General features: G+C 70.1%; 25 protein-coding genes and 5 pseudogenes. 23 read left to right on the forward strand and 7 right to left on the reverse strand.

Annotated elements, in window-relative coordinates:
- Positions 1 to 12: 12 nt before the first annotated feature.
- The 5 genes and pseudogenes from ACY0PA_RS29575 to yhfZ form a co-directional block, all read right to left on the reverse strand.
- Positions 13 to 168 (reverse strand): annotated as a pseudogene (locus ACY0PA_RS29575) (YhfX family PLP-dependent enzyme); the annotation flags it as partial.
- Positions 132 to 368, reverse strand: a pseudogene (locus ACY0PA_RS29580) (aminotransferase); the annotation flags it as partial. The pseudogenes ACY0PA_RS29580 and ACY0PA_RS29575, both read right to left, overlap by 37 nt.
- 2 nt (positions 369 to 370) lie before the next feature.
- Positions 371 to 1,322 (reverse strand): annotated as a pseudogene (locus ACY0PA_RS29585) (phosphotriesterase family protein).
- A gap of 38 nt (positions 1,323 to 1,360) precedes the next feature.
- A pseudogene (locus ACY0PA_RS29590) lies at positions 1,361 to 1,645 on the reverse strand (YhfT family protein); the annotation flags it as partial.
- Between the two features lie 47 nt (positions 1,646 to 1,692).
- Positions 1,693 to 2,631, reverse strand: coding sequence for a GntR family transcriptional regulator YhfZ (gene yhfZ, locus ACY0PA_RS29595; protein ID WP_473080576.1), 939 nt, complete (start codon positions 2,629 to 2,631; stop codon positions 1,693 to 1,695).
- Positions 2,632 to 2,724: 93 nt separating this feature from the next.
- Here yhfZ and ftsH point away from each other — a divergent pair, with 93 nt between their 5' ends.
- Positions 2,725 to 4,734 (forward strand): ATP-dependent zinc metalloprotease FtsH, encoded by a 2,010-nt coding sequence (gene ftsH, locus ACY0PA_RS29600; protein WP_473080577.1) that lies wholly within the window; start codon positions 2,725 to 2,727, stop codon positions 4,732 to 4,734.
- A 6-nt stretch (positions 4,735 to 4,740) separates the two neighbouring features.
- Here the strand turns inward: ftsH and ACY0PA_RS29605 are convergent, their stop codons facing one another.
- Positions 4,741 to 5,604: an SAM-dependent methyltransferase gene (locus tag ACY0PA_RS29605; RefSeq protein ID WP_473080578.1), complete on the reverse strand. Its 864-nt coding sequence runs from the start codon at positions 5,602 to 5,604 to the stop codon at positions 4,741 to 4,743.
- 233 nt (positions 5,605 to 5,837) lie between these two features.
- Between ACY0PA_RS29605 and proS the strand changes: the two genes are divergently transcribed.
- The 18 genes from proS to ACY0PA_RS29695 all read left to right on the forward strand — a co-directional run bounded on the left by proS (position 5,838) and on the right by ACY0PA_RS29695 (position 20,622).
- Positions 5,838 to 7,253: a proline--tRNA ligase gene (gene proS / locus ACY0PA_RS29610; protein WP_473080579.1), complete on the forward strand. Its 1,416-nt coding sequence runs from the start codon at positions 5,838 to 5,840 to the stop codon at positions 7,251 to 7,253.
- A gap of 323 nt (positions 7,254 to 7,576) precedes the next feature.
- A complete protein-coding gene (locus ACY0PA_RS29615; RefSeq protein ID WP_266559563.1) occupies positions 7,577 to 8,173 on the forward strand; it encodes a hypothetical protein in 597 nt (198 codons plus the stop codon).
- 221 nt (positions 8,174 to 8,394) lie between these two features.
- The gene (gene rpsP, locus ACY0PA_RS29620; protein ID WP_453720805.1) at positions 8,395 to 8,844 is read left to right on the forward strand and encodes a 30S ribosomal protein S16; all 450 of its coding nucleotides are present in this window, start codon (positions 8,395 to 8,397) and stop codon (positions 8,842 to 8,844) included.
- Between the two features lie 2 nt (positions 8,845 to 8,846).
- Positions 8,847 to 9,086: an RNA-binding protein gene (locus tag ACY0PA_RS29625; protein WP_473080580.1), complete on the forward strand. Its 240-nt coding sequence runs from the start codon at positions 8,847 to 8,849 to the stop codon at positions 9,084 to 9,086.
- A gap of 101 nt (positions 9,087 to 9,187) precedes the next feature.
- Positions 9,188 to 9,778 (forward strand): ribosome maturation factor RimM, encoded by a 591-nt coding sequence (rimM, locus tag ACY0PA_RS29630; RefSeq protein ID WP_473080581.1) that lies wholly within the window; start codon positions 9,188 to 9,190, stop codon positions 9,776 to 9,778.
- Positions 9,778 to 10,599, forward strand: a complete 822-nt coding sequence (gene trmD, locus ACY0PA_RS29635) for a tRNA (guanosine(37)-N1)-methyltransferase TrmD (protein ID WP_473080582.1) — start codon at positions 9,778 to 9,780, stop codon at positions 10,597 to 10,599. The genes rimM and trmD overlap by 1 nt, the downstream gene beginning before the upstream one ends.
- A gap of 133 nt (positions 10,600 to 10,732) precedes the next feature.
- Entirely contained in the window at positions 10,733 to 11,083 is a 351-nt protein-coding gene (rplS, locus tag ACY0PA_RS29640) for a 50S ribosomal protein L19 (RefSeq protein ID WP_054235359.1), read from the forward strand.
- Between the two features lie 45 nt (positions 11,084 to 11,128).
- Positions 11,129 to 11,827: a signal peptidase I gene (gene lepB / locus ACY0PA_RS29645; RefSeq protein ID WP_473080583.1), complete on the forward strand. Its 699-nt coding sequence runs from the start codon at positions 11,129 to 11,131 to the stop codon at positions 11,825 to 11,827.
- Complete coding sequence (gene lepB, locus ACY0PA_RS29650; protein ID WP_473080584.1) at positions 11,820 to 12,962, forward strand: signal peptidase I; 1,143 nt, start codon at positions 11,820 to 11,822, stop codon at positions 12,960 to 12,962. Before lepB (ACY0PA_RS29645) ends, lepB (ACY0PA_RS29650) begins: the two co-directional genes overlap by 8 nt.
- Positions 12,895 to 13,788 carry a signal peptidase I gene (gene lepB, locus ACY0PA_RS29655; RefSeq protein WP_473080585.1) on the forward strand — a complete coding sequence of 298 codons (894 nt, stop codon included), beginning with the start codon at positions 12,895 to 12,897 and terminating at the stop codon, positions 13,786 to 13,788. Before lepB (ACY0PA_RS29650) ends, lepB (ACY0PA_RS29655) begins: the two co-directional genes overlap by 68 nt.
- A 59-nt stretch (positions 13,789 to 13,847) precedes the next feature.
- Positions 13,848 to 14,603 carry a signal peptidase I gene (lepB, locus tag ACY0PA_RS29660; protein ID WP_473080586.1) on the forward strand — a complete coding sequence of 252 codons (756 nt, stop codon included), beginning with the start codon at positions 13,848 to 13,850 and terminating at the stop codon, positions 14,601 to 14,603.
- Positions 14,593 to 15,114 (forward strand): NUDIX hydrolase, encoded by a 522-nt coding sequence (locus tag ACY0PA_RS29665; protein ID WP_473080587.1) that lies wholly within the window; start codon positions 14,593 to 14,595, stop codon positions 15,112 to 15,114. The genes lepB (ACY0PA_RS29660) and ACY0PA_RS29665 overlap by 11 nt, the downstream gene beginning before the upstream one ends.
- A gap of 55 nt (positions 15,115 to 15,169) precedes the next feature.
- Positions 15,170 to 15,478, forward strand: a complete 309-nt coding sequence (locus ACY0PA_RS29670) for a DUF2469 domain-containing protein (RefSeq protein ID WP_003965949.1) — start codon at positions 15,170 to 15,172, stop codon at positions 15,476 to 15,478.
- A gap of 129 nt (positions 15,479 to 15,607) precedes the next feature.
- A complete protein-coding gene (locus ACY0PA_RS29675) occupies positions 15,608 to 15,991 on the forward strand; it encodes a YraN family protein (protein ID WP_473080588.1) in 384 nt (127 codons plus the stop codon).
- On the forward strand, positions 15,991 to 17,610 hold the full coding sequence (locus tag ACY0PA_RS29680) for a YifB family Mg chelatase-like AAA ATPase (RefSeq protein WP_473080589.1): 1,620 nt from the start codon (positions 15,991 to 15,993) through the stop codon (positions 17,608 to 17,610). The genes ACY0PA_RS29675 and ACY0PA_RS29680 overlap by 1 nt, the downstream gene beginning before the upstream one ends.
- Positions 17,607 to 18,767 (forward strand): DNA-processing protein DprA, encoded by a 1,161-nt coding sequence (gene dprA / locus ACY0PA_RS29685; RefSeq protein ID WP_473080590.1) that lies wholly within the window; start codon positions 17,607 to 17,609, stop codon positions 18,765 to 18,767. The genes ACY0PA_RS29680 and dprA overlap by 4 nt, the downstream gene beginning before the upstream one ends.
- A 347-nt stretch (positions 18,768 to 19,114) precedes the next feature.
- Positions 19,115 to 19,951 carry an RNA polymerase sigma factor WhiG gene (gene whiG, locus ACY0PA_RS29690; RefSeq protein WP_473080591.1) on the forward strand — a complete coding sequence of 279 codons (837 nt, stop codon included), beginning with the start codon at positions 19,115 to 19,117 and terminating at the stop codon, positions 19,949 to 19,951.
- Positions 19,952 to 20,064: 113 nt separating this feature from the next.
- Entirely contained in the window at positions 20,065 to 20,622 is a 558-nt protein-coding gene (locus tag ACY0PA_RS29695; RefSeq protein ID WP_366119838.1) for a TetR/AcrR family transcriptional regulator, read from the forward strand.
- 478 nt (positions 20,623 to 21,100) lie between these two features.
- Here ACY0PA_RS29695 and ACY0PA_RS29700 read toward each other — a convergent pair.
- A pseudogene (locus tag ACY0PA_RS29700) lies at positions 21,101 to 21,613 on the reverse strand (peptidoglycan DD-metalloendopeptidase family protein); the annotation flags it as partial.
- 284 nt (positions 21,614 to 21,897) lie between these two features.
- Between ACY0PA_RS29700 and rpsB the strand changes: the two are divergent.
- The 4 genes from rpsB (at position 21,898) to frr (ending at position 25,418) form a co-directional block, all read left to right on the forward strand.
- Positions 21,898 to 22,824, forward strand: coding sequence for a 30S ribosomal protein S2 (rpsB, locus tag ACY0PA_RS29705; RefSeq protein ID WP_473080592.1), 927 nt, complete (start codon positions 21,898 to 21,900; stop codon positions 22,822 to 22,824).
- A gap of 92 nt (positions 22,825 to 22,916) precedes the next feature.
- Positions 22,917 to 23,753 carry a translation elongation factor Ts gene (gene tsf, locus ACY0PA_RS29710; RefSeq protein WP_100595085.1) on the forward strand — a complete coding sequence of 279 codons (837 nt, stop codon included), beginning with the start codon at positions 22,917 to 22,919 and terminating at the stop codon, positions 23,751 to 23,753.
- Positions 23,754 to 23,963: 210 nt separating this feature from the next.
- Positions 23,964 to 24,737 carry a UMP kinase gene (pyrH, locus tag ACY0PA_RS29715; RefSeq protein WP_473080593.1) on the forward strand — a complete coding sequence of 258 codons (774 nt, stop codon included), beginning with the start codon at positions 23,964 to 23,966 and terminating at the stop codon, positions 24,735 to 24,737.
- Positions 24,738 to 24,860: 123 nt separating this feature from the next.
- Positions 24,861 to 25,418, forward strand: coding sequence for a ribosome recycling factor (frr, locus tag ACY0PA_RS29720; protein WP_473080594.1), 558 nt, complete (start codon positions 24,861 to 24,863; stop codon positions 25,416 to 25,418).

Below are 25,418 nucleotides of genomic sequence, written 5' to 3' on the forward strand. Positions count from 1 at the left end.
GTGCCGTTCGCGAGCCGGCTGCTCGGGCCGGCCGGCGTCGCGGGCATGCAGGGGCGTGGTGCCGGTGAGCGAGTGGCCCGGCTCGCCGTGGGTCGCTCCGTGCCCGGCGAGGAGTGGGAGGCCGGCCATGACGCGGCGTCCTCGGCCCCGAAGGAGTCGGCGAGCATCGCCTCGGCCTTGGCGGTCGTGCGGGGCCGGCCGAGCCCCGGCACGACGCCCGCGTCGGCGCTGAACAGCTCCTCGCCGGCGAAGTGCGCGGCGGTGCACTCGATCAGGCGGAACTGCCGGGCCATCGCCTCGTCGACCGGGATCGTGGCGAGGGGACAGGTCTCGGGGAGCGCGGGTGCGGCCGAGTGGGTGGGCGTCATCGTCAGATCTCCTCCACGCTCGCGCCGGTCAGGAAGCGCAGCGGATTGCGGCGCGTCATCAGGTCCACCAGGCCGTCGTCCACGCCCGCGGCACGGGCCCGGGGCAGGAACGACCGGAACAGATGCCCGTAACCCTGACCGCCCTCGCGCTCCAGACGGCCGTGGCGCGAGATGTCGCAGCTGAGCAGGACACGGTCGGCGTTGGCCGGCCTCCAGGAGGGCGAGCAGCAGCCGCAGCCGGACGTCGTCGCTCTGGTAGTTCTCCTTGCCGACCGTGTCGAACGCGACGTACGCGCTGCTCGCGGCCAGCTCCTTGTGCACGGCCGGATCGTCGAGGAGGTCCTGGTGGCCGACCGAGATCCGGTGCGGGGCGAGGCCCTCGCCGGTGAGCAGCTCCAGCTGGGCGAGCCCGCCGCGGCCGAGCTGCGCGTGCGTGGCGACCGACAGGCCGGTGGCGACGGCGGCCCGCGCCGCCGCCCGCAGCGAACGCGACTCCGGCTCGCTGGGTACGTCGCCGTGGCTGCCGACCTCGCCGAGCACGCCCGGCCGGATGCCGCTTACGCCGAGACCGCCGTCGACCTCGCGGACCAGCGTGTCGGCCAGCTGCCCGACCCCCGCGCCGGCCAGCTCGGGCGTGTGGAACCGCTCGTAGTACCAGCCGGTGGCCGCGACGACGGCGACCTGCGCGTCCCGGGAGATCCGGGCCAGAGCGCGCGGGTCTCGCCCCATGCCGCGGCAGCTCAGCTCGATCACCAGGGAGAGGCCGAACTCCTCGCGCAGGGCGGTCAGTTCGGCTGTGACGGCCGGTCCGTGCGCCACGGCGTCGAGGACCGCTCCGCCGTTGCCGTGCCGGTCGAGGTCGAGCACCAGATGCTCGTGGGCCAGGGCCGGGCCGCGTACGGCGGTTGTGGGGAGCGGGCCGGTGACGGTGTGGATGAGGGGCGGGGTGTGCATGGTGCGGTGGGTTTCCTTCCTGGCGTACGGACCCGGCCTCAGCTCTTGATCGGGGTGAACAGGTCCAGCCAGTACAGGAGGTTGAGCTGGATGCCGCCGACGATCACCGCGGCGGGAGCGGCCGCCATCCGGACGACCGGCCGGCCCATCGCCTCGTTCAGCAGGCAGAGCCCGCCGACGACGAGGATGCCGAGACCGGCGCCCATGGCGTTGGCGGCCATCAGCGAACCGAAGAGGATCGCCAGTTGGAGCGTGTCGGTGATGGCGCTGCGCAGGTGCTCCGACGAGTCGCGCACGCTCGGCAGCCTGCCGAGGAACGTGCCGGTCACGAGGGGGCGGGCCGAATCCGTCAGGCGCCACCCCCGCCGGTTCAGTACGACGGCACGCGCTCGCCCCGCAACACCTCGGCCTGCAGTGACGTCACGGTCGACAGGTCGACCGCGTCCCGTGCGGCGGAGAGTGCCTTCGCGCCCTCGGTCCTGCCGATGATCGCCGCGCTGGAGTTGCGCACGGACAGGTCGCGGGTGACCTCGTCGCCCAGCGGCAGCACCTCCCCGCCCATCCCTGTCCGGCCCTGCACCTCGTCGAGATTCCAGACGGTGGCGTCGGCCAGGTTCTGCGCGAACAGATCCCGCAGCTGCATGTACGAGGACTCGACCCACTTGATATCGGTGCGCCCGGCGAACGCGCGCTCGGCGAGCATCCGCTGGTCCTCGGAGGTGCGGTCCACGGCGACCCGCAGGCCGGGCGCGTCGAGCGAGGCGCCCTCGCGCAGCAGCAGCCCGTGCGCTCCGACGTACGTGGCCGGGCCCAGGTCGGCGACCAGCTCCACCGGATGCTCCTCGATCAGCCGATCGGCGGCGAACCGCGAGAGAACCACGAGGTCGACCTTGCCTTCGAGCAGGGCGGTGGTCCGGGCGCCCGCGCCACGCATGAACGTGATCGCGAAGGGGGTGCCCGCCTCCTCGAAGGCCGTACGCAGGCCGGTGGCCAGGCCCTCGTAGCGGCGGGAGTGAGGGAGAGGCATCGCGGCGAGCAGGGTGCCGAGGCCGGAGAGGCGCCACAGTACGGAGCGCTCGGAGCGGACCAGGAAGGTGCCGAGGTGGCCGCGCGCGGCGGTCTCGATGGCGCCGGACTCCTCCAGGAGCCGCAGGGCGGCCTGAACCGTGCCGTTTCCGCATCCCAGTTCCTCGGCGAAGTCGCGGACCCGGGGCAGCCGTGTGTCGGGCTCGTGGTTGAGCAGCAGGACCGCGAGCCGGCGGGCCGCGAGGCCGTTGCGCGTAAGGAAACGCTCGTCGAAACCGTTCACCGATCGGACAGTAATCAGGATTCTGGATACTGGCAAGGGTCCCGGATATGTGCGGTCATGGGCGGGAGGCGTGACGGCAGGAGGAGAGCAGGCGTGGCCAGTCCCGTACCCCCGCGCGACCGCACCGACCAGCCGTGGCGCTCCGAGGGAGCCCCGCCTCCAGAGCCCACGAAGCCGCCCCGGAAGAAGATGCCGGGCGGCTGGGGCAGTCTCATCCTCACTGCCCTGATCGTCTACGTCATCGCCAACCTCGTGCTGTCGTTCTTCAGCAAGGGGCACGAGCCGACGATCTCGTACACCGAGTTCAGCAAGCAGGTCGCCGACAACAACGTCACCAAGATCTACTCCAAGGGCGACGCGATCCAGGGCCAGCTCAAGAAGGAGCAGCCCACGCCCGACGGCAGTGACAGCTCGAGCAAGAACTACACCAAGTTCAAGACTCAGCGGCCGTCCTTCGCGGACGACGACCTCTGGGCGAATCTGGAGAAGCACAACGTCGTGGTGACGGCCTCACCGGTCGTCCAGGAGCGCAGCTTCCTCGCCAACCTCCTCATCTCGCTCGCCCCGATGTTCCTGCTCGTCGTGCTGTGGATCTTCATCGCGCGGCGGATGCGGCAGGGCATGGGCGGCGGCATGGGGGGAGGCATGCTCGGGCGCAAACAGCCGCCCAAGCCGGTCGAGCTCGAGCCCGGCATGCAGCGCACCACGTTCGCGGACGTCGCCGGCATCGACGAGGTCCAGGGGGAGCTCAGCGACGTCGTCGATTTCCTCAAGAACCCCGACGCCTACCGCGAGATGGGCGCGAAGATGCCCCGCGGCGTCCTCCTCACGGGCCCGCCGGGAACCGGCAAGACGCTCCTGGCCAGGGCCGTCGCGGGCGAGGCCGGTGTCCCGTTCTTCTCCGCGTCCGCCTCCGAGTTCATCGAGATGATCGTCGGAGTCGGCGCCTCGCGCGTACGCGAACTCTTCGCCGAGGCCCGCAAGGTGGCGCCCTCGATCATCTTCATCGACGAGATCGACACCATCGGCCGGGCCCGCGGCGGCGGCTCCGCCATGGGCGGCCACGACGAACGCGAGCAGACCCTCAACCAGATCCTCACCGAGATGGACGGCTTCTCGGGATCCGAGGGCGTCATCGTCATCGCGGCCACCAACCGCGCGGACGTCCTCGACCCGGCCCTCACCCGCCCCGGCCGCTTCGACCGCGTCGTGAGCGTCAGCCCGCCCGACCGCGGCGGCCGCGAGGCGATCCTCAAGATCCACACCCGGCAGATCCCGCTCGCCCCGGACGTGGACCTGCTGCAGGTCGCCCGCACGACCCCGGGCATGACCGGCGCCGACCTCGCCAACCTCACCAACGAGGCCGCCCTCCTCGCCGTCAAACGCCAGCAGAAAGCCGTCACGCAGAGCGACCTCTCCCAGGCGCTGGAAAAGGTCCAGCTCGGCGCCGAACGGCCCCTCGTCATGCCGGACGAGGAGCGCCGCCGCACGGCCTACCACGAGAGCGGCCACGCCCTGCTCGGCATGCTCCAGCCCGGCGCCGACCCCGTCCGCAAGGTCACCATCGTGCCGCGCGGCCGCGCGCTCGGCGTCACCCTCTCCACGCCCGACGTCGACAGATACGCCTACACGGAGGAGTACCTGCGGGGCCGCATCATCGGCGCGCTCGGCGGCATGGCGGCCGAACACGTCGTATACGGGGTCGTCACCACCGGCGCCGAGAACGACCTCGAACAGGTCACGAACATCGCGCGCGGCATGGTCGCCCGCTGGGGCATGAGCGACCGCATCGGCCGCCTCTCCGCCCTGCCGAGCGACGCCCAGCAGGCGTACGGGCTCTCCGCCGCGCCGCACACGCTCGACACCATCGACCACGAGATGCGCCGCATCGTCGACGAGTGCTACGAGGAGGCCTGCACCAAACTCCGCGACCACCGCGGCCAGTTGGACGCCCTGGCCACGGCGCTCCTCGCGAACGAGACCCTCGACGAGGCGGAGGCCTACCGCGTCGCCGGCATCATCCGCCTCACCAAGGACGAGGAGGCGCAGGGGAGTCGGGGGATTCAGGACACGGACGGCCAGGAGACGGCGACGGACCAGTAATGCCCGTCACGGAGTGCGCGCGACCACGTAGCGGAACACATTCGGCATCCACACCGTCCCGTCCCGCCGCTGATGCGGATGCAGCGCCTCCGTCATCTCCTTCTCGACCTGGGACCGGTCCGTCGCGCCGATCGCCGCGTCGAACAGCCCCGTCGACAGCAGCCCGCGCACGGCGCTGTCCACGTCCGCGTAGCCGAACGGACAGGCGACCCGGCCAGAGCCGTCCGGCCTGAGCCCCGCCCGGTGTGTGACCTCCTCCAGGTCGTCGCGGAGCGCGGGCCGCCAACTGCCCGGACTGCGCAGCGGATCGGCGAGCTTCGTCGCGACCCGCAGGACCGACGACGTCGCGCACCGCTCCGGCGGACCCCAGCCGGCCAGCACCACGGGAGTACCCCGCTCGGCGAACGGCGACGCCGACTTAAGGAGCGCGCCGAGCCCCTCGGAGTCACCTGCCGTGCAGCCGATCGGCTGGAACGCGGTGATCAGGTTGTACGGCGGATCGTCCGGCTGTGCCGCGTCCTCGGGGCCCCCTTCGGCCAGTCGCGTGCCGCCACACGCGCGCGTGCCCCGCGTCTCGCCCTGGAGACGCTCTCTGGCCAGTGCAAGCCGCTCCGGCGCGGCCGCCTCGACGCCCGTGACCGCCGCGCCCCGCGACGCCGCCATCAAAAGGGCGAGCCCCGAGCCGCAGCCGAGGCCGAGAAGCCGGGTGCCGGTACCGTCGCCGACCTCCAGTCGTTCGTAGACCGCTTCGTAGAGCGGGACCAGCATCCGTTCCTGTATCTCCGCCCAGTCACGCGCGCGTGCGCACAGGTCCACGCGGGGCACGCGCCCCGCGTGGGGGAGGTGCCGCTGCACGAGCGTAGGTGTCATCGAAAGCGCCCCAATCCGCCGAGAGTTACTGCTGTGGCGTGTTCCTGCGGTTCATCCCGCCCCGTACATGTGCGCTCGCAGTTCCCCCGTATGCCAGAGAACTCCGCATCCGTCGTCACGTCTAGGGGGTGTTCCCAAGGGCCTTCGGTCGCCGCGCGCGTCCCGGCGGTGCGCGGCCGTACGGGGGTAATTGCATTGCCTTGCGGGCGTCATCGCGCCGTAGCATGCGCGCCATGGCCAAGACACCCGTTCTCACGCCTCAGGCAGAGGACTTCCCGCGCTGGTACCAGGACATCGTCAACAAGGCCGAACTGGCCGACAACGGTCCAGTGCGCGGCACGATGGTCATCCGACCGTACGGCTACGGCCTGTGGGAGCGGATGCAGCAGGACATGGACGCCCGCATCAAGGAGACGGGCACCCAGAACGCGTACTTCCCGCTCCTGATCCCGCAGTCGTACCTTCACAAGGAGGCCGAGCACGTCGAGGGGTTCGCGCCCGAACTCGCCGTGGTCACGCACGGCGGCGGCAAGGAGCTGGAAGAGCCCGCCGTCGTCCGCCCCACCTCCGAGATGATCATCAACGAGTACTTCGCGAAGTGGGTGCAGAGCTACCGCGACCTGCCCCTCCTCATCAACCAGTGGGCGAACGTCGTCCGCTGGGAGCTGCGCCCCCGACTCTTCCTGCGCACCACTGAGTTCCTCTGGCAGGAGGGCCACACCGCGCACGCCACGTACGAGGAGGCCCGCGACTTCGCGGCCCGCATCCACCGGCACGTGTACGCGGACTTCATGCGGGACGTCCTCGCGATGGACGTCGTCCTCGGCCGCAAGACCGCCCAGGAGCGCTTCGCCGGCGCCATCAACACCCTCACGCTCGAAGGGATGATGGGCGACGGCAAGGCCCTGCAGCTGGGCACAAGCCACGAACTCGGCCAGAACTTCGCCAGGGCCTTCCACACCCAGTACCTGTCCAAGGAGGGCAAGCAGGAGCTGGTCTGGCAGACCTCCTGGGGCTCGACCACCCGCATGATCGGCGCCCTCGTGATGATGCACGGCGACGACAACGGTCTGCGGATCCCGCCCCGGCTCGCCCCCACCCAGGTCGTGGTGCTCGCCATCAAGGGCGACGACGCCGTTCTGGCCAAGGTCCACGAGATCGGCGACGCTCTCACGGCGGCGGGCATCCGCGTCCATGTCGACGACCGCACGGACACCCCGTTCGGCCGCCGAGCCGTCGACTGGGAACTCAAGGGAGTGCCCGTACGCGTCGAGATCGGCCCGCGCGACCTGGAGAACGGCACGGCGATGCTGGCCAGGCGCATCCCCGGCGGCAAGGAGCCGGTCGCCGTCGAGGCGCTTGCCGCGCTGCTGCCCACCGTCCTGGAGGAGGACCAGGCGCTGCTCCTCAAGCAGGCCCGCGAGCGCCGTGAGTCCCGTACGGCCGATGTGACGACGGTCGACGAGGCCGTCGAGGCCGCCACAGCGGGGGGCTGGGCCCGCATCCCGTGGGCCACACTCGGCGAGGCGGGCGAGGCCGAACTGGCCGAGCACTCCGTCTCCGTACGGTGTCTGGTCACCGAGGACGGGGCGGTGCCGGACGCAGATGACGCGACGGGTAACGTCGCCGTCGTGGCACGCGCCTACTGAGCCACCGCACCTGCGAAGCGAGCGGCGCGAGAAGGCCGAAAGGCCCCTTGCGCATCAGAGCGACACAGTCGCCCCGGCGTGCGGACATCGTCCACGCGCCAATCCGAAGGGGCGGCCCGCAGGGCCTCGGTTGAGGGTGGTGAAGGGAGACGGGAGGGCGTACGTACGCCTACGCACCACCTTGGTGTGAGCTGTGAGGCTTCTCCGCAGATCAGCGCACCCGCCCTCGTCCGGACGCATGAGCGGCAACTGACTGGTACGTGCAAATTATTTGAGATGCCCCGGAATAGGAACACAGAGGCATCCCGGCTCGTTGTCACGACGTGAGCACGACACCACCTGTTCTCGCCGCAGAGCTGGCACAGGCGTGGGCCGACATTCAGCGGCACCACCCCGAGCTGCCAGATCTAGCCGCGCCCGAATCCCTGATCGGGGAGTCGTCGTCCGCCTGCGGACACGAGCTCTCCTTCGAGCGACTCCTCCATGAGGCAGTCCATGGCATCGCCGCCGCCCGAGGAGTACGCGACACCTCTCGCGCCGGCCGGTACCACAACCGCAGATTCCTCGCCATCGCCGAAGAGCTGGGCCTCGACCACCCCGAGGAGCCGCACCCCAGCAGCGGCTTCTCGCTGGTGACGCTCAACCCCGAGGCGAAGCAGCGTTACCGGCCGACGATCGAGCGGCTCAAGAGCGCCCTCAAGGCGCACACCGTGGCCACGGCCGCGGACACCAAGCGCAGCTTCCGCGGCCCGGCCGCGCGGCACGGCTCCTCCGGGGGCGGCGTCCGCGTCAAGGCGGTCTGCGACTGCGGGCGCAATGTGCGCGTGGTGCCCTCGGTCCTCGCCCAGGCCCCGATCGTCTGCGGCGGCTGCGGCAAGCCGTTCCGCATCCCGGAGGCCGTCGGCGCGGGTGTCGGGTGATCGCCGGCTGATCTTCGGTGAGGGTGCGCGACCTGCTGCGGGGCGTTCGGACCAGGTTCGGCCGCCCCGTCGGCGTATGGCACAATGGCTAGCTGTACTCGACAGCCGCATAGGAACCCTCTCGCCTCCGGCTGACGCGTCCATAGGGCACTCCGAGTACCGCAACCCCACGTGGCATCCCGTTGTGCCCAACCACGTCAAGACCAGGAGACACCACTCCAGTGGCAGTCAAGATCAAGCTGAAGCGTCTGGGCAAGATCCGTTCGCCTCACTACCGCATCGTCGTCGCCGACTCCCGTACCCGCCGTGACGGCCGGGCCATCGAGGAGATCGGCCTGTACCACCCGGTACAGAACCCCTCGCGCATCGAGGTCAACTCGGAGCGTGCCCAGTACTGGCTGTCCGTCGGCGCCCAGCCGACCGAGCCGGTCATGGCCATCCTGAAGCTCACCGGTGACTGGCAGAAGCACAAGGGCCTCCCGGCCCCCGCGCCGCTGCTCGTCGCGGAGCCCAAGGACAAGCGCGCCGCGTTCGAGGCCTTCACCAAGGGTCTCGAGGGCGACGACGCCAAGGGTGAGGCCATCACCCCGAAGGCCAAGAAGGCTGACAAGAAGGCGGACGAGGCCCCGGCTGATTCGTCGGCGTCGGCCGCTGAGTCCACCGAGGCCTGAGCATGCTCGAGGAGGCTCTTGAGCACCTCGTGAAGGGCATCGTCGACAACCCCGACGATGTGCAGGTCGCCTCGCGCGACCTGCGCCGTGGGCGCGTACTCGAGGTCCGGGTTCACCCCGATGACCTCGGAAAGGTGATCGGCCGTAACGGCCGCACCGCGCGTGCCCTGCGTGCCGTCGTGGGCGCCATCGGCGGCCGCGGTGTCCGCGTCGACCTCGTCGACGTGGACCAGGTTCGCTGAGCCGGACCAACGGTTCGGCGACAAACGAAGCACCGGCTCGGGCCGGGGAGGGCCTCAGGGCCGTCCCCGGCCCGTGGCCGTATGACAGGAGAGTTGTTCACGTGCAGCTGGTAGTCGCGCGCATCGGCCGCGCCCACGGCATCAAGGGCGAGGTCACCGTCGAGGTACGCACCGACGAGCCCGAGCTGCGGCTCGGCCCCGGTGCGGTGCTCGCCACCGACCCCGCCTCCACGGGGCCGCTGACGATCGAGACCGGCCGCGTGCACAGCGGCCGCCTCCTGCTGCGCTTCGAGGGCGTACGCGACCGTACGGCCGCCGAGGCCCTGCGTAACACGCTCCTGATCGCCGAGGTCGACCCGGAGGAGCTGCCGGAGGACGAGGACGAGTTCTACGACCACCAGCTGATGGACCTGGACGTGGTCACCACGGACGGCGTCGAGGTCGGCCGGATCACCGAGATCTCGCACCTGCCCTCGCAGGACCTGTTCATCGTGGAGCGCCCCGACGGCAGCGAGGTGATGATCCCCTTCGTCGAGGAGATCGTCACCGAGATCGACCTCGAGGAGCAGCGGGCGATCATCGACCCGCCGCCCGGTCTCATCGACGACCGTGCCGAGATCGTCTCCAGCCGCGACGCCGACGAGGGCTCTGACGCGGAAGCCGGCAAGGGCTCCGAGGGGGACGGCGCCTGATGCGGCTCGACGTCGTCACGATCTTCCCCGAGTACCTCGACCCGCTGAACGTCTCCCTCGTCGGCAAGGCCCGCGCGCGCGGGCAGCTCGACGTACGGGTGCACGACCTCAGGGAGTGGACGTACGACCGTCACAACACGGTCGACGACACCCCGTACGGCGGCGGCCCCGGCATGGTCATGAAGACCGGCCCCTGGGGCGACGCCCTCGACGACGTGCTCGCCGACGGCTACGAGACCGGGTCCCACGGCCCCGCCCTCGTCGTCCCCACGCCCAGCGGACGCCCCTTCACCCAGGAACTCGCCGTCGAGCTCTCCGAGCGCCCGTGGCTGGTCTTCGCGCCCGCGCGCTACGAGGGCATCGACCGCCGCGTCATCGACGAGTACGCGACCCGGATGCCGGTCTACGAGGTCTCCATCGGCGACTACGTGCTGGCCGGCGGAGAGGCCGCCGTACTCGTTGTCACGGAGGCCGTCGCGCGGCTGCTGCCCGGGGTCCTCGGGAACGCCGAGTCCCACCGGGACGACTCCTTCGCGCCCGGCGCCATGGCCAACCTCCTCGAAGGGCCCGTCTACACCAAGCCCCCCGAGTGGCGCGGACAGGGCATCCCGGACGTGCTGCTCAGCGGCCACCACGGCAAGATCGCGCGCTGGCGCCGGGACGAGGCGCTGCGGCGCACGACCCGCAACAGGCCCGATCTCGTGGAGCGTTGCGACCCCTCGGTCTTCGACAAGAAGGACCGCGAGATGCTCTCCATCCTGGGGTGGCGGCCGGGCCCCGACGGCCGATTTGGGCGAGACCCCGAAGCCGTGGAACAATAGGTCGCTGCTGTACGTCCAGCGTGCGCCCCTGCCACAGGGGGAACGACGCCCGCCCGACGCGATCAGCTACCGAATCCTCATTTCGAACACTCCCGCCGATGACCTGTGGCATCGGTGAAGAAAGCAGACGATCATGTCTCACCTGCTCGACTCCGTCGACAGCGCGTCGCTGCGCAGCGACATCCCGGCCTTCCGCCCGGGTGACACCGTCAACGTCCACGTCCGCGTCATCGAGGGCAACCGCTCCCGTGTGCAGCAGTTCAAGGGCGTAGTCATCCGCCGCCAGGGCGCCGGTGTCCGCGAGACCTTCACGGTCCGCAAGGTCTCCTTCTCGGTCGGCGTCGAGCGCACGTTCCCGGTGCACACCCCGATCGTCGAGAAGATCGAGCTCGTCACCCGCGGTGACGTGCGTCGCGCGAAGCTCTACTACCTGCGCGACCTGCGCGGCAAGGCCGCGAAGATCAAGGAGAAGCGCGACAACTGAGCTCGCGCACGGGGTCACAGTCGAGCCGGATAGCATCTGGCCTCGATGGACACCGAAGCACAGACAACGGAACGCGATCGCGCCTCCCAGCCCTCCGTACACGAGGGCGAGGAGGAGCGGTCGCGTTTCGCGTTTGTGTCGCGGGCCGCGTCCTGGCTCCCCGGCGGCCGCCTGACCCTGTCGGCGCTGCTCTGCCTCGTGTCGCTGCTCCTGCTGAGCATCTTCGTGATGCAGCCCTTCCAGATCCCCAGCGGTTCCATGGAGCCCGCATTGAGGGTCGGGGACCGCGTTCTCGTAAACAAGTTGGCGTACCGTTTCGGTGCTGAGCCGCAGCGGGGCGACGTCGTGGTCTTCGACGGGACCGGGTACTTCGGTGACGCCGACTACATCAAGCGGGTCGTGGGCGTGGGGGGAGACCATGTGGTCTGCTGCGACAGCAAGGGGAGGATCGGGGTGAACGGCGAACCGGTGGACGAGCGTTCGTTCCTGTACCCCGGGAACACCCCCTCGAAGGTCCCCTTCGACCTCGTCGTGCCCGACGGCACCCTCTTCCTGCTCGGTGATCACCGGGGCGATTCCCGGGACTCACGCGACTACCTGGGCGCGCCCGGCGGCGGCATGGTCCCCGTGGGCGAAGTCATCGGCAGGGCCCAGTGGATCGCCTGGCCGACGGGCCACTGGGGCTCCCTGTCCCGTAACGACGTCTACGCGCGCGTGCCAGCACCCGGCGGTGCTCATGGGTAACCGCGGACGCTCCCACTCGCACTCGCGCAGGGGCGGCGGCGACACCCGCCTGCCCACCGGGACGCGCCGCGCCGGCACCCCGCCGCCGCCGGGCCGTGCCGAGCGGCGCAGGCTGGCTCGCAAGGTCAAGCGACGCCGACGTCGCTCCGCGCTCAAGGAGATTCCGCTCCTCGTAGGCGTGGCGCTGCTGATAGCACTCGTCCTGAAGACGTTCCTCGTCCAGGCCTTCGTGATCCCGTCCGGCTCCATGGAGCAGACGATCAGGATCGGCGACCGGGTCCTGGTCGACAAGCTCACCCCGTGGTTCGGCGCGAAGCCGCACCGCGGCGACGTCGTCGTCTTCAAGGACCCCGGCAAGTGGCTGGAACAGGAACAGGGCGCGAAGAAGGACGCCCCCGTCGGCGTCAAGCAGGTGAAAGAAGGCCTCACCTGGATCGGCCTTCTGCCCTCCGACGACGAGCGCGACCTCATCAAGAGGGTCATCGCGGTCGGCGGTGACACCGTCAAGTGCTGCGACAAGCAGGGTCGCGTGACGGTCAACGGGACTCCCCTGAACGAGCCGTACATCCACCCCGGAGACGTGCCGTCGAAGTTCGAGTTCGAGGTCAAGGTGCCTACGGGGCGCCTGTTCGTGATGGGTGACCACCGCTCCAACTCGGCCGACTCGCGCTTCCACCGCACCGAGGCGTTCAGCGGCACCGTCTCGGAGAAGTCGGTCGTCGGCCGCGCCCGCGTCATCGCCTGGCCGGTCGGTCACTGGACCACGCTCCCGGAGCCGGACACCTACGCGACGGTGGCCGCCGCGCAGAACAGATCGGCCGCGGCCCGGCAACCGTCGCATAGGGTGGCCTCCGAGGATCTGAACGGATCGATCCCTCTCCCGAGCCCTGCGGAACTCCCGCTCGTTATGGGAGTGGTGGGCCTGCATCGCGTATGGGACGACAGGCAGCGGCACGGAGTGAGGAGTGGATGTGGGGGACTTGGCGGTCGGCGCACGGTCAGGGCAAGGGCCCGACGAGCAGCCCGGGCGATCCGACGACGGAGCGGCATCGGCCGCGACGGGCGCCGTGAACCTCGACAGTGGCGCCGCGAACGGCGACGGGCACGGTGGTGGACGGGGCGACGGCCCTGGTGACGCCCACGGTGACGGCGGCAGGGCGGGAGGCCGGGCGAAGAAGCCCCGCTCCTTCTGGAAGGAGCTTCCGCTCCTGATCGTCATCGCGCTGGTCCTGGCGCTGGTGATCAAGACGTTCCTCGTGCAGGCGTTCTCGATTCCGTCGGCGTCGATGGAGAACACCCTGCAGATCGGCGACCGCGTGCTCGTCGACAAGCTGACGCCGTGGTTCGGCTCCGAGCCCGGGCGCGGCGAGGTCATCGTCTTCCACGACCCGGACGGCTGGCTGAAGGACGAGCCGACGGCCGAGCCGAATCCGGTGCAGCGGGTCCTCGGCTGGATCGGCCTCATGCCGTCCACGAACGAGAAGGACCTCATCAAGCGCGTCATCGGCGTCGGCGGCGACACGATCGAGTGCAACGGTACGGGACCGCTCATGGTCAACGGCAAAGCGCTGAACGAGCCGTACGTCTACCCGGGGAACACCCCGTGCAGCGACGACAATGTGGGCGGCAAGTTCAAGATCACCGTACCCATTGGCAAAGTTTGGGTCATGGGTGACCACCGCCAGGACTCCATGGACTCCCGGTACCACCAGCAGGACAGCAACCAGGGCTTCGTCCCCGTGGACAACGTCGTGGGCCGCGCGATCGTGGTCGCCTGGCCGCCCACCCGCTGGACGACCCTGCCTGTGCCGGACACCTTCGACCAGCCGGGCCTGAGCGCCGCGATGGGAGCGGCCCCGGGCGCGCTCGGGCTCGCGGGCGCCGCGCCGCTCGTGCTGTGGCGCAGGCGTCGGCTTACCCAGGGGAACACCAGGGTTTCTGAGGTGAAGACCGCCGGGTAGGGTGCCGTCCCAGATCGCCGATCTTCCACGGCGAGTCTCCGAGGCGGGGAGCAACTGGGATGAGCAGGACACGTCGTACGGACGAGGGCCATGGCCGGCTCGGCAGCACGCTGTCGGGGTTGGCCGTGGCCCTCGGCTGTGTGCTGTTCCTGGGCGGGTTCGTGTGGGGCGCCATCGTGTACCAGCCGTACACCGTGCCCACCGAGTCGATGACGCCGACGATCGGCGCGGGCGACCGGGTCCTCGCGCAGCGCATCGACGGCAGTGAGGTCAAGCGCGGCGACGTCGTCGTCTTCACGGAGTCTGCGTGGGGCGACATGCCCATGGTGAAGCGCGTCGTCGGCATCGGCGGCGACAAGATCGCCTGCTGCGAGGCCGGCAAGCTGACCGTCAACGGCAAGGAGATTGCCGAACCGTATCTCCCCAAGGGACAGGGCCCCTCAGCCACGGGTATCCCCACCACCACGGTCCCTGAGGGCCGCCTCTTCCTGCTCGGCGACGAGCGCAGCGGCTCTCTCGACTCCAGCGTCCACATCGGCGACTCCAGCCACGGAACGGTGCCGCGCAGCGCGGTTGCCGCCCGGGTCGACGCGGTGGCCTGGCCGATGGACGGCATGCTCGCGCGACCCACCGGCTTCGAGGCGCTGCCGGGCGGGCTCTCCCAGCCGGGTCCCCTGAAGCTGGTCCTGGCCGCCGTGGTCGCGGGCGCCGTGCTGGTGCTCGGCGGTGCCGCGTACGGGCCGATCGCCAAGCGCACGAGCAAGGGCAGCGGCCGCTCGCGCGCGTCGGCGGGGGAGCGGGCCCTTGCGGGCTGAGCCTCCCGGCGCCGGCCGGGAGCTGCGGAAGGTCGCACGGGTCGTACTGCTCGATCCCGACGACCGCATTCTGCTGCTGCACGGGCACGAGCCGGGGGACACCGCCGACGACTGGTGGTTCACCCCGGGCGGCGGCGTGGAAGGCGACGAGACCCGTGAGCAGGCCGCGCTGCGCGAGCTCGCGGAGGAGACCGGCATCACGGACGTCGAGCTCGGCCCGGTCCTGTGGCGCCGCACCTGCTCCTTCCCGTTCGACGGGCGGCGCTGGGACCAGGACGAGTGGTACTTCCTGGCCCGTACGACGGCCGCGGTGGCCGGGGCGGAGATCGCCGGGGCGGGCCTGACCGAGCTGGAACGGCGCAGCGTCGCGGGAGCACGTTGGTGGACGTGCCGGGAACTGACCGAGGCACATGAGACGGTGTATCCGACCAGGCTCGCCGGGCTGCTGGAACGGCTGCTCGACGAGGGTCCCCCGAGTCGTCCCGAAGTCCTCGACACGGAAATCGTCTAGAGGCGTACGAGGCTGACGCACAATAGGGGGACGCACGGCTGAAGGGGAACATGCCATGAGCGCCGAGGACCTCGAGAAGTACGAGACCGAGATGGAGCTGAAGCTCTACCGGGAGTACCGCGACGTCGTCGGTCTGTTCAAATACGTGATCGAGACCGAACGGCGCTTCTATCTCACCAACGACTACGAGATGCAGGTGCACTCGGTCCAGGGTGAGGTTTTCTTCGAGGTATCCATGGCGGATGCCTGGGTGTGGGACATGTACAGGCCCGCACGGTTCGTGAAGCAGGTCCGGGTGCTCACGTTCAAGGACGTGAATATCGAGGAGCTGAACAAGAGCGATCTGGAGCTGCCGGGAGGGTGAGCCGGGGCTCTCCGGGTGGGTGAGCTCGCTGGATTGGGTGGCCGGGTTATCCACAACCCGTGAGTAGTTCACCAAGATCCACTTCTTCGGCGCCCATGCCTCAGCGTGGGCGTCGGAGGTGGTGCCGACATGAACGCGTCCAAGGCACGCAGCGCACTCGGAAAGTACGGCGAGGAGCTGGCTGCACGGCGGCTGGCCGAGTCCGGAATGACGGTCATCGAGCGCAACTGGCGCGCGGGCAGGGCCGGTGAGATCGACATCGTCGCCCGGGAGGGCGACGCGCTCGTCGTCTGCGAGGTGAAGACCCGCAGAGCGGGCGGCCCCGCAGGGTCCTTCGAGCATCCGATGGCCGGGGTCACCCCCGTCAAGGCCCAGCGGCTGCGCGACCTGGCGGAGCGCTGGGTCCAGGAACACGGGGGAGCGCCACCAGGCGGCGTACGCATCGATCTGGTCGGGGTCCTTCTGCCGGAGCGCGGCGCCCCCGTCGTCGAGCACGCGCGGGGTGTGGCCTGATGGGATTCGCGCGCACATGCTCCGTGGCCCTCGTCGGGGTCGAGGGGGTGGTTGTCGAGGTCCAGGCCGACCTGGAGCCCGGGGTCGCCGCATTCACACTGGTCGGACTGCCCGACAAGAGCCTGTCGGAGAGCCGCGACCGGGTCAGGGCGGCGGTCGTCAACTCCGGCGGGGAGTGGCCGCAGAAGAAACTCACGGTGGGGCTCAGCCCGGCGTCCGTGCCGAAGAGCGGCAGCGGATTTGACCTGGCCATCGCCAGCGCCGTGCTGGGAGCGGCCGAGCGGATCGATCCGAGGGTCCTCTCCGAGGTCGTGATGATCGGCGAGCTGGGACTCGACGGCCGCGTACGGCCCGTTCGCGGGGTGCTCCCGGCCGTCCTCGCGGCGGCCGACGCGGGCTACGAACAGGTCGTGGTCCCGGAGTGCTCGGCCGGCGAGGCCGCGCTCGTCCCGGGCGTCTCCGTCCTCGGCGTACGGAGCCTGCGGCAGCTCGTCGCGGTCCTGACGGACGAGCCGGTCCCGGACGAGCCGCCCGACGAGACCGGACGCCCCGACCCGATGCTCGCGGGCCTGAGCATCCCGGGCCAGGGCCTCGGCGTGGGTCTCGCCGGGATGCCGCACGACGCCCACATCCTCGATCTGGCCGATGTCGTCGGCCAGCGCGCCCCACGCACGGCGATCGAGGTCGCCGCCGCCGGGGCCCACCACGTCCTCCTCCAGGGACCGCCAGGTGCCGGAAAGACCATGCTCGCCGAGCGGCTGCCGCTGGTCATGCCGCCGCTCACCCGCGAGGAAGCCCTCGAAGTGACGGCCATCCACTCGGTGGCGGGCATGCTGCCGCCGGGCAAACCGATGGTCGACGCCGCCCCCTACTGCGCGCCGCACCACTCGGCGACGATGCAGTCTCTCGTCGGCGGGGGACAGGGGATGCCGCGGCCGGGCGCCGTGTCGTTGTCCCACAGAGGGGTGCTTTTTCTTGACGAGGCGCCGGAATTCAGCGGCCAGGCACTCGACGCGCTGCGCCAGCCGCTGGAGTCGGGCCACGTGGTCATCGCCCGCAGTGCCGGGGTGGTGCGCCTGCCCGCCCGCTTTCTGATGGTCCTGGCCGCCAATCCGTGCCCGTGCGGCAACCACTCGCTCGTGGGCGGCGGCTGCGAGTGCCCGCCGGCTGCGGTCCGCCGCTATCAGGCGCGCCTGTCCGGGCCGCTGCTCGACCGGGTCGACCTCAAGGTGGACGTGGAGCCCGTCACACGTGCGGAGCTGACTGGGAGCGGTGCACAGGGTGAGACCACCGTCGTCGTCCGCGAGCGGGTGCGGGCCGCCCGGGAGAGGGCCGCGGCACGGCTCGCGGACACGCCCTGGCGGACGAACAGCGAGGTGCCCGGGCACGTCCTGCGCACCCGGTGGCCCGCCGCGTCGGGGGCCATGGACGAGGTCGAGACCGACCTGGAGCGAGGCTTCCTGACCGCCCGCGGCGTCGACCGTGTGCTGCGGGTGGCCTGGACTGTGTCGGACCTCTGCGGCCAGGACCGGCCACGCGCACAGGACGTGGCGCTCGCCCTTCAGCTGCGCACCGGGATCTCGCGCGGTGTGGCCATGGCCCTCGGGGGGTCGGCATGAGCGGAGCGGAGGTCTCCGACGGGATCCGGCTCGCGAGGGCCGCCCTCACCAGGATCGTCGAGCCCGGAGACGAGACGGCGGGGCGGTGGCTGAGGGAGTTCGGGGCGGTGGAAGTCGCGCGGCGCATCGTCGAGGACGGGGAGCCGCTGCCCGGGGTGAGCGAGGGCCGCTGGGCGGGGCTGCGGGCCAGAGCGGCCGACGTGCTGCCCGAGCGTGACCTGGAGCTGGCGGCGGGCGCGGGCGCGCGGATCGTGTGTCCCGGGGACGCGGAGTGGCCGGGCCAGCTGGACGATCTCGGCGACGCGCGGCCCGTCGCCCTATGGGTGCGGGGGCGGCCGTCCCTGCGGATATGGGCGCTGCGGTCCGTCGGCGTCGTGGGGGCGCGGGCCTGCACGGACTACGGGGCACGGGTGGCGGCGAGCCTCGGTGCGGGGCTCGCCGAGCGCGGCAGTGTCGTCGTGTCGGGCGGGGCGTACGGGGTGGACGCGGCCGCGCATCGCGGGACCCTCGGTGCGAGCGGTGCCACGGTGGCGGTCCTGGCCTGCGGGGTCGACCGGCCCTATCCGCGCGGCCACGTCCAGTTGATCGAGCGGATCGCGGAGCAGGGGCTCGTCATCGCGGAGTTGCCGCCCGGTGATCATCCGACGCGGAGCAGATTCATCCTCCGTAACCGCGTGATCGCCGCGCTCACCCGCGGGACCGTCGTCGTGGAGGCCGCCTACCGCAGCGGTGCTCTCGGTACGGCGCGGTGGGCGCAGCGCCTCGGCCGTCACACGATGGGGGTTCCCGGGCCGGTCACGAGTACCCGCTCCCAAGGGGTGCACGAACTACTGCGCGGGGAAGCGGTTCTCGTCACCGACGCGGCGGAAGTCATGGAGCTGGTCGGGGACATGGGGGACCTCGCCCCGGCGCGGCGCGGACCCGTACTGCCGCACGACCTGCTCGCGCCGGGTGCAGCGGCGGTCCTGGCAGCGCTGCCCGCCGGCGGAACTGTCGGGGCGGGGGACATCGCCCGGGCCGCGGGCACCGGAGTCGACGACGCGATCGGGAGGTTGTACGAACTGCGCTCACTGGGGTTCGTCGAACGACACAGCGATGGCTGGCAGTTGACACGCCAGGCGATCCAGCCTGTCTTGCCGGAAGGAGATGATCGGTGACGGAGGGTGTTGCGCCGTCCGGATGACGGCCGAACCCCTTGGCATTACGGGGCGTTGGCGTTTCGGCCCGGTCACGTACAGCGACGGATGTGACCCCGCAAGTCGCCCAACGGAACGTATCTGCGCACGTGCGATCCCATAGTCTTCGCACACTGCGACACTCCAGTCACGCTACGCTCACCAGGATTCCGGCTCGTTCGGTTCAATCCGGACTCGGCCCGGCAACGAAGAGCAACCACGATCAGATGGGCAACCGAGCATCAGACAGATAACTTGGGATCTTTACCATTAGTCCGGCGCCAGGCGCACAAATCCCCAGTTCATGGCAGAACGGCACAAGGCGACGAATGCCCCAGCACACCTCCGGGTCTGACCGGGCTGCGGTTCCCCCCGCTGCCCGTGGCAGCGTGCGGTCTCCTGCTCCCTCGTCGCTCGAGGAGCTGTGGAGGTCGTACAAGACGACGGGCGACGGGCGACTGCGAGAGCAGCTCATCCTGCACTACTCGCCGCTGGTCAAGTACGTCGCGGGCCGTGTCAGCGTCGGGCTGCCGCCCAATGTCGAACAGGCCGACTTCGTGTCCTCGGGGGTCTTCGGACTGATCGACGCGATCGAGAAATTCGACATTGAGCGCGAGATCAAGTTCGAGACGTACGCGATCACACGGATCCGCGGCGCCATGATCGACGAACTCCGGGCGCTCGACTGGATTCCTCGCTCCGTGCGGCAGAAGGCGCGCAACGTCGAGCGGGCCTACGCCACGCTCGAGGCGCAGCTGCGGCGGACTCCGTCGGAGAGCGAGGTGGCCGCAGAGCTCGGCATCAGGGTCGAGGAACTGCACGCGGTCTTCAGCCAGTTGTCCCTCGCGAACGTGGTGGCCCTGGAAGAGCTGCTGCACGCCGGTGGCGAGAGCGGCGACCGGCTCAGCCTGATGGACACGCTCGAGGACCACACCGCCGACAACCCGGTCGAAGTCGCCGAGGACCGGGAGCTGCGGCGGTATCTGGCCCGAGCGATCAACACGCTGCCGGAGCGCGAGAAGACCGTCGTGACGCTCTACTACTACGAGGGCCTCACCCTCGCGGAGATCGGCAATGTGCTCGGCGTGACCGAGAGCCGCGTCAGTCAGATCCACACCAAGTCCGTCCTCCAGCTCCGCGGGAAGCTGGCCGGCTTCCGGCGCTGACGATGCGTAATCGTCCCTGCCGGGCCGTGCGTGGGGCAGGATGGGCAGGACGACTCCCGCGGCGCGCCTCCCGTCCGTAAAGTGGTGACGTGCCAAGGATTCGAGCGGCCTCAGTGGCCGAGCACCGGTCGATGCAGCGCGGCGCCCTTCTGGACGCGGCGCGCTCCCTGCTGTCCGAGGGCGGGACGGAGGCGCTGACCTTCCCCGCGCTCGCCGAGCGCACCGGGCTCGCCCGGTCCTCCGTGTACGAGTACTTCCGGTCGCGGGCCGCGGTCGTCGAAGAGCTCTGCGAGGTCGACTTCCCCGTCTGGGCGGCGGAGGTCTCCACGGCGATGGAGCGCGCCGGGACCCCCGAGGGCAAGGTCGAGGCGTATGTGCGGGAGCAGCTCTCGCTGGTGGGCGACCGCCGGCACCGCGCCGTCGTGGCCATCTCGGCGAGCGAACTCGACTCAGGGGCGCGCGAGAAGATCCGCGCCGCCCACGGCGGGCTGGTCGCGATGATCGTCGAGGCGCTCGCCGACATGGGCCACACGGAACCGCGCCTCGCGGCGATGCTCCTTCAGGGGGTAGTGGACGCCGCGGTCCGGCGCATCGAACTGGGCGCGGCAGAAGACCCCTCAGCCATCACCGAAGCGGCCGTGAGCATGGCCCTCCGGGGCGTCAGCGGCTGATCCAGGGCGCGAGCCCTTAGGGCCTGTCTTTACTTCCCGCCTGCCCCGCGGCGTCTGGCACGCACTCCCCCAAGCTCTCGGCTTCGCTCGAGCAGGGCGGACCCGCGTCGGCGTTGTCGTCGGTTGCCGACTCCCCCAAGCTCTCGGCTTCGCTCGAGCAGGGGGTACCCCCATCGCGTCGACGCCCTCCTCCGCCTTGCAGCTGCATGCACCAGACGCCGCGGGGCCTGCCTTCGGGCGGGACGAAGGGAACTTGAAGAAAGGCCCCAGGGGCCGGCGGGACCAGCGCAAGCGGGATCGGCCCCGGCGCGGTACCCATCGCCGTACCGGCGCCGGCCGTCGCCCCGGCCGGCAGCAGCGGTGAGAACGTCCCCGGTGCGCCAGCCATCACGGCACCTGCGCGAACGGCCGACCGGACCGGCAGCAGCGGGACCAGCGACGGCGGGTCGGCCCAGGGCGCGCCGCCCGTCCCCGTCCCCGGGGCACCCGCCCCCGGCACCGGCAGCAGTCGCGACGGACCCTGGCGCAACAGCCGGGGTGGCAGTAGGGACAGTGGGTCGAGGTAGGTGTCACCCCGTAGCAAGCCCCAGTGCAGGCAGGACGTCGGGCCGCAATGGTCTGTCGCGGGCTCCAGCGCGCCCAGTACCTCGCCCGGCGCTACCCGGGCGCCCTTCTTCACCGATGGCGTCACCGGTTCATACGTAGTCCGTAGCGGTGGATCGCCCGTTCCTGACAGTTCCACCGCCACCACCCCTCTGCCCGCCACGCGGCCCGCGAACGACACCCGGCCCCGCGCCACCGCTCTGACCGGGGCGCCGACCGGCGCGGCCAGGTCCACGCCGCGGTGGCCCGCCCCGTACTCCGTCGCCGGCGGGGCCCAGCCCCGTACGATCGGGGGCCGCGTCCCCACCGGCCAGGTGGCGCCCACGGCCGGTACCGGCGGGGGCGGCACGAGGCCCGCCAGCGCCGCGGTCATCGTCAGCATCAGCATCAGTCGCATGCACTGAACGGTCCCGTCCCGACGCGATCCGCGGGGATCATGGACCGGAACTGTGGACTACCGACCGGTTGTGGACAGCGGCGTCACCCGGCACCTCGCGGGTCCCGTACACTTCTGATGGCGATCGGGGTCACCCGATCGACTTCGCACGCCCCAACACCAGGTCATTCGTGACGGTGTCCGCGCTCCTCGGTCCCTCGTGGCACAGCGCGCGGGGCGTCAGGCGCGACAGCAATCCTGCGGTCGCGGCAACCGAGAACCCAAGGAGTACGGCCATGGCCGTCGTCACGATGCGGGAGCTGCTGGAAAGCGGCGTCCACTTCGGTCACCAGACCCGTCGCTGGAACCCGAAGATGAAGCGCTTCATCTTCACCGAGCGCAACGGCATCTACATCATCGACCTGCTCCAGTCGCTGTCGTACATCGACCGCGCCTACGAGTTCGTCAAGGAGACCGTCGCCCACGGCGGCACGGTCATGTTCGTCGGTACGAAGAAGCAGGCGCAGGAGGCGATCGCCGAGCAGGCGACCCGCGTCGGCATGCCCTACGTCAACCAGCGCTGGCTGGGCGGCATGCTCACCAACTTCTCGACCGTCTACAAGCGTCTGCAGCGCCTCAAGGAGCTTGAGCAGATCGACTTCGAGGATGTGGCCGCGTCCGGCCTCACCAAGAAGGAGCTGCTCGTCCTCTCCCGCGAGAAGGCCAAGCTGGAGAAGACCCTCGGCGGTATCCGCGAGATGTCCAAGGTGCCCAGCGCCGTCTGGATCGTGGACACCAAGAAGGAGCACATCGCGGTCGGTGAGGCCCGGAAGCTCAACATCCCGGTCGTCGCCATCCTCGACACCAACTGCGACCCCGACGAGGTCGACTACAAGATTCCGGGCAACGACGACGCGATCCGCTCCGTCACCCTGCTCACCCGCGTGATCGCCGACGCCGTCGCCGAGGGCCTCATCGCCCGCTCCGGTGCCGCCACTGGCGACAAGAAGCCGGGCGAGAAGGCCGCGGGCGAGCCGCTCGCCGAGTGGGAGCGCGACCTGCTCGAGGGTGACAAGAAGGCCGACGAGCAGCCGGCCGCCGAGGCTGAGGTCCAGACCTCCGCCGAGACGGAGAAGGTCGCCGACGCCGAGGCCGAGGTCGTCACCGAGGTTGCCACCGAGGCTGTCGCCGAGGCTCCGGCCGCGGACGCCGAGCAGGCCTGAACCTCACCGGTTCGGTAGTTGACGGCGGGGGCCGAGTCGGCCCCCGCCGTTCACCCGTAGATCTTTCAGACTTCGAGAGAGAATTTCAGATCATGGCGAACTACACCGCCGCTGACGTCAAGAAGCTCCGCGAGCTCACGGGCGCCGGCATGATGGACTGCAAGAAGGCGCTCGACGAGGCCGACGGCAGCGTCGACAAGGCTGTCGAGGCCCTGCGCATCAAGGGCCAGAAGGGCGTCGCCAAGCGCGAGGGCCGCTCCGCCGAGAACGGCGCTGTCGTCTCCCTCATCGCCGACGACAACACCTCCGGTGTCATCCTCGAGCTGAAGTGCGAGACGGACTTCGTCGCCAAGGGTGAGAAGTTCCAGGCCGTCGCGAACTCCCTGGCCGCCCACGCCGCCAAGACGAACCCGGCCGACATCGCGGCGCTCCTCGCGTCCGAGATCGAGCCCGGCAAGACCGTCCAGGCGTACGTCGACGAGGCCAACGCCAACCTCGGCGAGAAGATCGTCCTCGACCGCTTCGCGCAGTTCTCCGGCGCCTACGTCACCGCGTACATGCACCGCACCATGCCCGACCTGCCCCCGCAGATCGGTGTTCTGGTCGAGCTGGACAAGGCCGACGCCGACCTCGCCAAGGGCATCGCGCAGCACATCGCCGCCTTCGCGCCGAAGTACCTCTCCCGTGAGGACGTCCCGGCCGAGGTCGTCGAGTCCGAGCGCCGTGTCGCCGAGGAGACCACGCGCGCCGAGGGCAAGCCCGAGGCCGCTCTCCCGAAGATCGTCGAGGGTCGCGTCAACGGCTTCTTCAAGGAGGCCACCCTCCTCGGCCAGCCGTACGCGCTGGACAACAAGAAGTCCGTGCAGAAGGTCCTGGACGAGGCCGGTGTCACCCTGAAGCGCTTCTCGCGCATCAAGGTCGGCATCTGAGTCCGTACCGCGACAGCCGGAAGACACCGCTAGGGTCGACGAGATCCCAGTAGGGTCGACAGCAGTCTCCCGCGTACGCCGCCACGCGCGCGTCCGCGCCGGGCGACCGCAGATGTGACGAGGAGGCCATTGCCGAGCATGGGATGCGAACAACACCCCACCGGCAATGGCCTTCTTTGTATGTGTGCCAAGTAAAGAGGCGAGATCACCATGACCACCACCACCAAGGCCGACAAGGGCGACAAGAGCGACGACGGCAAAGGCGCGGGGCGCTTTTTGCTGAAGCTGTCCGGCGAGGCGTTCGCCGGTGGCGGGGGTCTGGGCGTCGACCCCGACGTGGTGCACAAGATCGCCCGTGAGATCGCGGCCGTCGTGCGCGACGGCGCGCAGGTCGCCGTCGTCATCGGCGGCGGCAACTTCTTCCGCGGCGCCGAGCTCCAGCAGCGCGGCATGGACCGGGCCCGCTCCGACTACATGGGCATGCTCGGCACCGTCATGAACTGCCTCGCGCTCCAGGACTTCCTGGAGAAGGAGGGCATCGACAGCCGCGTGCAGACCGCCATCACCATGGGGCAGGTCGCCGAGCCGTACATCCCGCTGCGCGCCGTGCGCCACCTGGAGAAGGGCCGCGTCGTCATCTTCGGCGCCGGTATGGGCATGCCGTACTTCTCCACCGACACGACCGCCGCCCAGCGCGCCCTGGAGATCGACGCCGAGGCGCTGCTCATGGGCAAGAACGGGGTGGACGGGGTCTACGACTCCGACCCGAAGACCAACCCCGAGGCCGTGAAGTTCGACGCGCTCAGCTATGGCGAGGTCATCACCCGTGACCTCAAGGTCGCCGACATGACCGCGATCACCCTGTGCCGCGACAACAAGCTGCCCATCCTCGTCTTCGAACTGCTCGCCGAGGGCAATATCGCGCGAGCGGTCAAGGGTGAGAAGATCGGCACGCTCGTGGGCGACCACGGAACGCGGGCCTGACACGACCCCCTGCCAGGGGATGGACAATGTCCTGCCGGTCGGACACCGTGCAGGAAAGACACACGACGCAGCCGGCCGCCCTGGGGCATGCCGGGCCTCACTCAAGACACGCAGGAGCAAGTGGTGATCGAAGAGACCCTCCTCGAGGCCGAGGAGAAGATGGAGAAGGCCGTCGTGGTCGCCAAGGAGGACTTCGCCGCGATCCGCACCGGCCGTGCGCACCCGGCGATGTTCAACAAGATCGTGGCGGATTACTACGGCGCGCTGACCCCGATCAACCAGCTGGCCTCGTTCTCCGTGCCCGAGCCGCGGATGGCCGTGGTGACCCCGTTCGACAAGAGCGCGCTGCGCAACATCGAGCAGGCGATCCGCGACTCGGACCTCGGCGTCAACCCGAGCAACGACGGCAACATCATTCGTGTGACGTTCCCGGAGCTGACCCAGGACCGCCGCAAGGAGTACATCAAGGTCGCCAAGACCAAGGCCGAGGATTCCAAGATCTCGATCCGCTCCGTCCGCCGCAAGGCCAAGGAGACGATCGACAAGTTCGTCAAGGACGGCGAGGTCGGCGAGGACGAGGGCCGCCGCGCCGAGAAGGAGCTCGACGACACCACCGCGAAGTACGTCGCACAGGTGGACGAGCTGCTCAAGCACAAGGAAGCCGAGCTGCTCGAGGTCTGA

It is taken from the genome of Streptomyces sp. DS1-CR2, assembly GCF_055760475.1.